This window comes from Streptomyces blattellae (assembly GCF_009709555.1).
GTDB classification, from domain to species: domain Bacteria; phylum Actinomycetota; class Actinomycetes; order Streptomycetales; family Streptomycetaceae; genus Streptomyces; species Streptomyces blattellae.
In genome coordinates, this window is sequence record NZ_WJBG01000171.1 from 1 (window position 1) to 5,272 (window position 5,272).

6 protein-coding genes and 1 pseudogene are annotated in these 5,272 nt (G+C 66.4%); 3 read left to right on the forward strand and 4 right to left on the reverse strand.

Annotation, left to right across the window (positions count from 1 at the left end; all coding sequences use genetic code 11):
* Window positions 1–471, forward strand: a 471-nt coding sequence (locus GFH49_RS22335; RefSeq protein ID WP_196218088.1) for an ATP-binding protein, incomplete at its 5' end; no start/stop codon positions are given.
* Here GFH49_RS22335 and GFH49_RS22340 read toward each other — a convergent pair.
* The gene (locus GFH49_RS22340) at window positions 468–662 is read right to left on the reverse strand and encodes a DUF397 domain-containing protein (protein WP_155057885.1); all 195 of its coding nucleotides are present in this window, start codon (window positions 660–662) and stop codon (window positions 468–470) included. The two genes, GFH49_RS22335 and GFH49_RS22340, sit on opposite strands and share 4 nt — an antisense overlap.
* A 10-nt stretch (window positions 663–672) precedes the next feature.
* Complete coding sequence (locus GFH49_RS22345) at window positions 673–1,518, reverse strand: helix-turn-helix domain-containing protein (protein WP_155057886.1); 846 nt, start codon at window positions 1,516–1,518, stop codon at window positions 673–675.
* Between the two features lie 192 nt (window positions 1,519–1,710).
* Between GFH49_RS22345 and GFH49_RS22350 the strand changes: the two genes are divergently transcribed.
* Together GFH49_RS22350 and GFH49_RS22355 are read left to right on the forward strand one after the other, a co-directional pair.
* A complete protein-coding gene (locus GFH49_RS22350; RefSeq protein WP_155057887.1) occupies window positions 1,711–2,118 on the forward strand; it encodes an ATP-binding protein in 408 nt (135 codons plus the stop codon).
* Window positions 2,119–2,502: 384 nt separating this feature from the next.
* Window positions 2,503–2,931 carry a hypothetical protein gene (locus GFH49_RS22355; RefSeq protein WP_155057888.1) on the forward strand — a complete coding sequence of 143 codons (429 nt, stop codon included), beginning with the start codon at window positions 2,503–2,505 and terminating at the stop codon, window positions 2,929–2,931.
* A gap of 13 nt (window positions 2,932–2,944) precedes the next feature.
* Here GFH49_RS22355 and GFH49_RS22360 read toward each other — a convergent pair whose 3' ends face one another.
* Together GFH49_RS22360 and GFH49_RS40275 are read right to left on the reverse strand one after the other, a co-directional pair.
* A complete protein-coding gene (locus tag GFH49_RS22360; RefSeq protein WP_196218089.1) occupies window positions 2,945–3,451 on the reverse strand; it encodes a hypothetical protein in 507 nt (168 codons plus the stop codon).
* Window positions 3,452–3,481: 30 nt separating this feature from the next.
* Window positions 3,482–5,272, reverse strand: a pseudogene (locus GFH49_RS40275) (hypothetical protein); the annotation flags it as partial.

Below are 5,272 nucleotides of genomic sequence, written 5' to 3' on the forward strand. Positions count from 1 at the left end.
GGCGAGGACGACATCGCCCTCCTGATGGCCAGGGTCCAGGGCCTGCCGGCCGACTCCGTCGGCGACTGGACGCTCCCCCGCGAACCCCGCAGCGTCGGCCGTGCCCGCGAGTACGCGCGCGGCCAGCTGCTGAGCTGGGACCTGGAGCCGCTGGTCGACACGGCGGAGCTGCTGGTGAGCGAGCTGGTCACCAACGCGCTGCGCTACGGCGAGGGAGAGATCAGACTGCGCCTCCTCCTGGACCGCACCCTCGTCTGCGAGGTCTGGGACTCCGGCCTGGTCCAGCCCCGCCGCCGCCGCGCCCGCGACACCGACGAGGGCGGCCGCGGCCTCCAACTCGTCGGCCTCCTGTCCGCCGCCTGGGGCTCCCGCCGCACCCCCCGCGGCAAAACGGTCCGGTTCGAACTCCCCCTCCCGGACGGCGAAACGGGACTGACGGATCCGGCGGAGGCGTTGCTGAGCCTGTTTTAGGCGGGGTGCTGCGGGGTTCGCAGGTGGTGTATGAGGGCGGTGAGCCCGGTGACGGTTGCGGGCATGACCGTGCCGGGGTCTTCGCTTTCGCGGAGGAGGAGCGTTCGCTGAGAGGCGGCGATCTCAAGGCAGTTAGGCGCGTCGTCGCCCTCGGAGAAGGAGGATTTTTGCCACACGAGAACATCTTTCATGTCGTGCCCTTCAGGTCTGTCGAGCCAGGTCGTGAATGAAGTCCCTTGACTCTACGACTCCGAGCGCAGCCTTCTGCGTGTCGACGATCCTTCGCCGATACGCAGCGAGCTGGGCTTCCGCATCCAGGAGAGTACCCCCGTGGGGAGCGTCTCGTAGAACGGTATCCAGCTGCGGAACGGGGCCGTCCAGCAACAGGATCGGACTGCTGATGGTGAAACGATCCCTGTCGAACGGAACGACCCGCACAGTGACTTGAGGACACTCGGACTGCTGCAGGATGTGCAGCAACTGCCGACGGGCGACCTTGCGGTCAGACTTCCTGATCCTCAGCGCCGCCTCGTGAATCACAACCTCGTAGCGGTAGTTGTCCCTGCCCAGGATTTGCTGGCGCCTCATCCGAAACGCCACGCGGAGTTCCTTCTGCTCCTCGCTCAGCGCCAAGGAGGAGTCCGCATAGAGCGCTCGTACCTGTTCCTCGGACTGCAGCAACCCAGGGATGTTCACGATCTCGAACGACCTCACATGCCGTGTGTGGTGCTCTAGTTCAGCCAGGTCTAGAAATCCTTGTGGGAGCAGTCCTCGGTACTCCTCCCACCAGCCGCGCACGCGCTCGATCGCCATGGCGGCCAGGGCATCAATGAGCGGAGCGTCTCCAGCCTTGTAGAAGTCGGCCAGGAACCGAACACGCTCCGCGCTCACGCCGAAGCGCCCTACCTCCGTGTTGGAAAGTCTGCCCTCGTTGATCCCCGTGGCACGAGCTGCCTCCCGAAGGGAGAGGCCTGCCCGCTCCCGGAGCTTGCGCAGTTCCTTGCCGAGGCGTTCCTGGCGCACCGTGATTACCGTCCTCGCACCCATGTGCCCGTCCTCTTCTGTGAGTTGAGGACACGATAATGCGGGAACTACTTGTCCCGGGACAAGTAGTTCCTCTACCGTCAGTGACGCCACAGCACTCTCCGGAGCGGAAGTGCATCGCCTCGCCCTGCCCGGGCGCCCGCGACGGAGCCACCGCCTCGGCCTCATCCACCCCTTCCTCTCAGGAGCAACCGCATGCAGAACTGGCAGTACACCCTCTACATCCCCAACGACCCCAGAGCCGTAGGGATCTGCCGCCGTGCCCTCCGCGACATCCTCACCAGCCACCACCTCCCCGCCCTCGTCGACCCGGCTCAGCTGCTGGCCTCCGAGCTGCTCGGTAACGCGATCCAGCACACCGATGGCCCGGCCGCTCTGAAACTCAGCCAGTCGGGCTACTCCGTCCGCCTCGGCGCCTGGGACACGGACCCCACGCCACCCACACCGCCCATGCACCGCCCCGTCGTCTCGGATGACACGGGTCGCGGCCTCCACCTGGTTCACGCGTACGCAGACGACTGGGGCTGGTTCCGGATCAGCGGCAGGCAGGGTGACAGGGCGGGCAAATTCGTCTGGTGCGAACTGGGAACGGAGCCTGATTAACCGGGCGCTGGCCTTGGCGTCCACCGCCCCGCCCATGCGTGGTGACGAAGCCGGCGTCGGCGCCGCTGTCCGTCGTCGATCAGCTCCGGCCGTACCTGATACCGAACGCAGCGATAGTGGGTCATCGAAGTTGAGTGGTGCGTCGCCGAGCCGGGGGGTCGGTCAGCGAGCCACAGGAGTGTCACACTTTCCGCCAGGCACCCTCCCCGCCGAGAGGTGACTTCGATATCGGCGCACCCGCTCAACTTTGAAGACTCAGTACGCCTTGTGCGGCTTCACCGCCTTCGGCGGGGCTTGATCGAAGCCGGTGACGAAGCTCACGGCATGCTCCTGCCGGGGATGCCGGGCTGGTCAGTGAGGCCGCAGGCTGAATAGGGTTCCAGTATGAGTGATTTGGTCGCTGTGGACTTCGCCCTGGATCTCTCGCCCACCGTACCGAGCGCCGTACTCGACGATCTGCGCTGGCATCTTGGGGCGGAGGATGACGACGGCCGCGCCGGCGGAGACATGTACGACGGGGTTCCCCTGTTGGCCGGTCGTGGCCCTGCAGTACGTATCGGCGGAGTCCTGGTCGGCGACCTGGTTCAGAGCGCCGACCGCTGGTCCCTGACTGCGCGTCAAGAGGTGCATGCCGAGTTCCTGACCGAATTGGATTCGCTGGTCGGGAGATTGGCCGTCCATGCGAAGAATGCGGGAGTTATCGGGCAAGTTCGCTTCTATGAAGACGATGTCCCCGACCTCTTGATCAACAGGTCGGGGACTCTCGTGAAACTGGCTCTGCGTCCGGCAGGGCCAGCTGATTCCATGGGCTAAACCTATGGAATCGTCAGTCTTCCCTCGTCGGCTCCTCAAACGGCATGCTGTCGAGAGATTCCTCGTCGACGAGTCGCGTCAGATTCAGCACGACTTCCGCGTTTGCGATCATTCGGCCGATCTCGATCGGAAGGTTGTGGAATTCCTCCATGACCACGTCATACGGCTCGACCCGATGCGTCATTCCATCCAGTCCTATTGCTTCCACGAGGTAGCGGTGGCCGGCTGGTGAGCTCGCATCGTCAACCTTTGCCCAGGTGGCCCCGTGTCGACGTACCAGCAGGTCGCCCAAATACGACGTCAGGTCCGTGTGAAGCCTGATCCAGTCCGACTGCTCGAACTCACCCAGCGGGATCCGGTCCACATAACTCTGCAGGGCGGGCATGAGAGTCAACGGATCCTCGGCGTACCGCTCCTGGGTTACGCCGAGGACGGAGGCAAGACCGGCTGCATTGCGATGTGCCCCCTCCGTCCACTCCAAGATCGCGGCCGATCCGTCCGGTGTCTTCTCCTGCATCATGCACAGCCTTCCAGTCGACTCGGTTGGAGTCTACTTCGCCTTACGGGGTGCATCCCACTGGTCTTTCTTGGGGGTAGGGCCATATTCGACGAATATGATCCTCGCCTTCGTGAGATAGGCGCGTAGTTCGGTGGAAGGGCCGGCGTGAGTGAATGACCACCGGGGGTCATATCCAGGGTTCATGCGCCGCAACGCGATGTCCTTGTGGATCTGTTCCTTGATGTGCTTGCTGAGCGGTACTTCGTTCCTGATCGCCTGGCGAGCTCCATCGTCCAGTGTGATGGTGCGATACGGCCCGTAGGTCTTCACCTCGACGGCGACCGTACGTCCGTCAGGCATGTCGACGGGTACGTCGACTTTACGCCCACCAGTGGCTGTCACCGGATACTGCGGGTCGCTGTTTGTGGGAACCGGGTAGTGACGCTCCGGCCCGCCCCCCATCATCTGGCGGTGGAACTCCTCACCAAGCTCCCAACGGGTACGGACATCATCTGTGTACCGGACGTCCCGCAGCGTGAGGGGACCGTTGGCCGGTAGCAACGCAGGCCTGGAAAAATCGGGTTCATGCCTGGCATAAGGGTTGCCGTCTCCGCTATTCGTATCGCCCGAATCCGGGCGGCCGTCGGTTGTGTCGTCCGTGGTGCCCTCTGCCGGAATCGACCCGCTGTCGTCGGCGTGCGCGGGTTCGTCCAGGTGCCCCGAGCCATTGCCCTGACCAGTGCCATCGCCACGTCGTGTGTCTCCGATGGCCTCGTCGCCGGGATCGCCGAGGTCGTCCAGGCCGCCTGTGCCGGCGGGCCGCTCGGCGCCGTGGCCGGGCAGGGTGGTGTCGCGGCTGCCTGGTAGGTCGGGGCCGGGGTTGGTGACGTGGTCGGCGTGGCCGCCTGGCAGGCGGTCGCCCGTTGCGGGGCCGGGAGCCGCATTGTCCGCGGGGACGTGTGTGTCGACGCTGTTCGTCGGCATGGTGGCGTCGGCCCGGCCGCTGGGCAGGTTGTCGCCCAAGCCGGTGCTGCCGGGGAGGTCGTCTGCTGCGCGGACCTGGGGGATGTCGCCACCCGCGTGGACGGTCGGCGTTGGGGGGATGTCCTCGCCGACGCGGCTGATGTCGCCGAGGGTGTTGTCCAGGCTGTTGCCGAGGTTGATGTGCTGGGTGGCGTTGTCGGCGGTGTGGTTGGCTGCGCCTGCCAGGGCCGGTTCGCGGACCGGGGAGTCGGTGCGCGGTACGTCCGCGCCCGCCGGGCCGGTGGTGTCCGGGCCGGCCGGGCGGTTCGCGATGTCCTGGGGACCCTGCTTGTGCACGTCGAGCAGGACATTGCCGCGTGCGTCGACCAGGTTGCCGTCCGGGGCCGCGTACAGCGTCGGATCGCCGTCGTCGGCCTTCAGTGGCAGGGAGTTCTCGTGCACGACCGGTACATCGTCCGGCACCTTGAAGCCGCCGCCCGGGAGCTGGGTCACGCCCGCCGGGACGGCCGCTCCGTCCGGCAGGTGCACCGTGCCGTCCGGCAGTACCGTCGAGCCTTCCGGCAGGGTGATCGCGTTCTCGGGGAGGGCGGGGATGTCGATGGTGCCGGCGCCCCTCAGCGCCGCGCTGATGTCCCCGATCTTCGACAGGCCGGCGCCCGCGCCCCTGGCGATGTAGGTCATCGGGTCGAGGACCCGGCCCGCCCTCCCCGCTGCCGAGAGGACCCTGGCTGCCGCGCCCGCCTTGCCGGCACCCGAGGCCGCGCCACCGGCACCGCCGGTGAACACGGTGGTCACCACGTTGAAGGTGACCGCTCCGGCGGCGCGGGCGGGGTTGTGGCCCCACTGGTCCCACGCCAG

Coding starts and splice junctions, on each gene's coding strand:
- GFH49_RS22360 (WP_196218089.1), bottom strand. CDS start 3,451: ATGATGCAGGAGAAGACACCGGACGGATCGGCCGCGATCTTGGAGTGG.
- GFH49_RS22350 (WP_155057887.1), top strand. CDS start 1,711: ATGCAGAACTGGCAGTACACCCTCTACATCCCCAACGACCCCAGAGCC.
- GFH49_RS22355 (WP_155057888.1), top strand. CDS start 2,503: ATGAGTGATTTGGTCGCTGTGGACTTCGCCCTGGATCTCTCGCCCACC.
- GFH49_RS22340 (WP_155057885.1), bottom strand. CDS start 662: ATGAAAGATGTTCTCGTGTGGCAAAAATCCTCCTTCTCCGAGGGCGAC.
- GFH49_RS22345 (WP_155057886.1), bottom strand. CDS start 1,518: ATGGGTGCGAGGACGGTAATCACGGTGCGCCAGGAACGCCTCGGCAAG.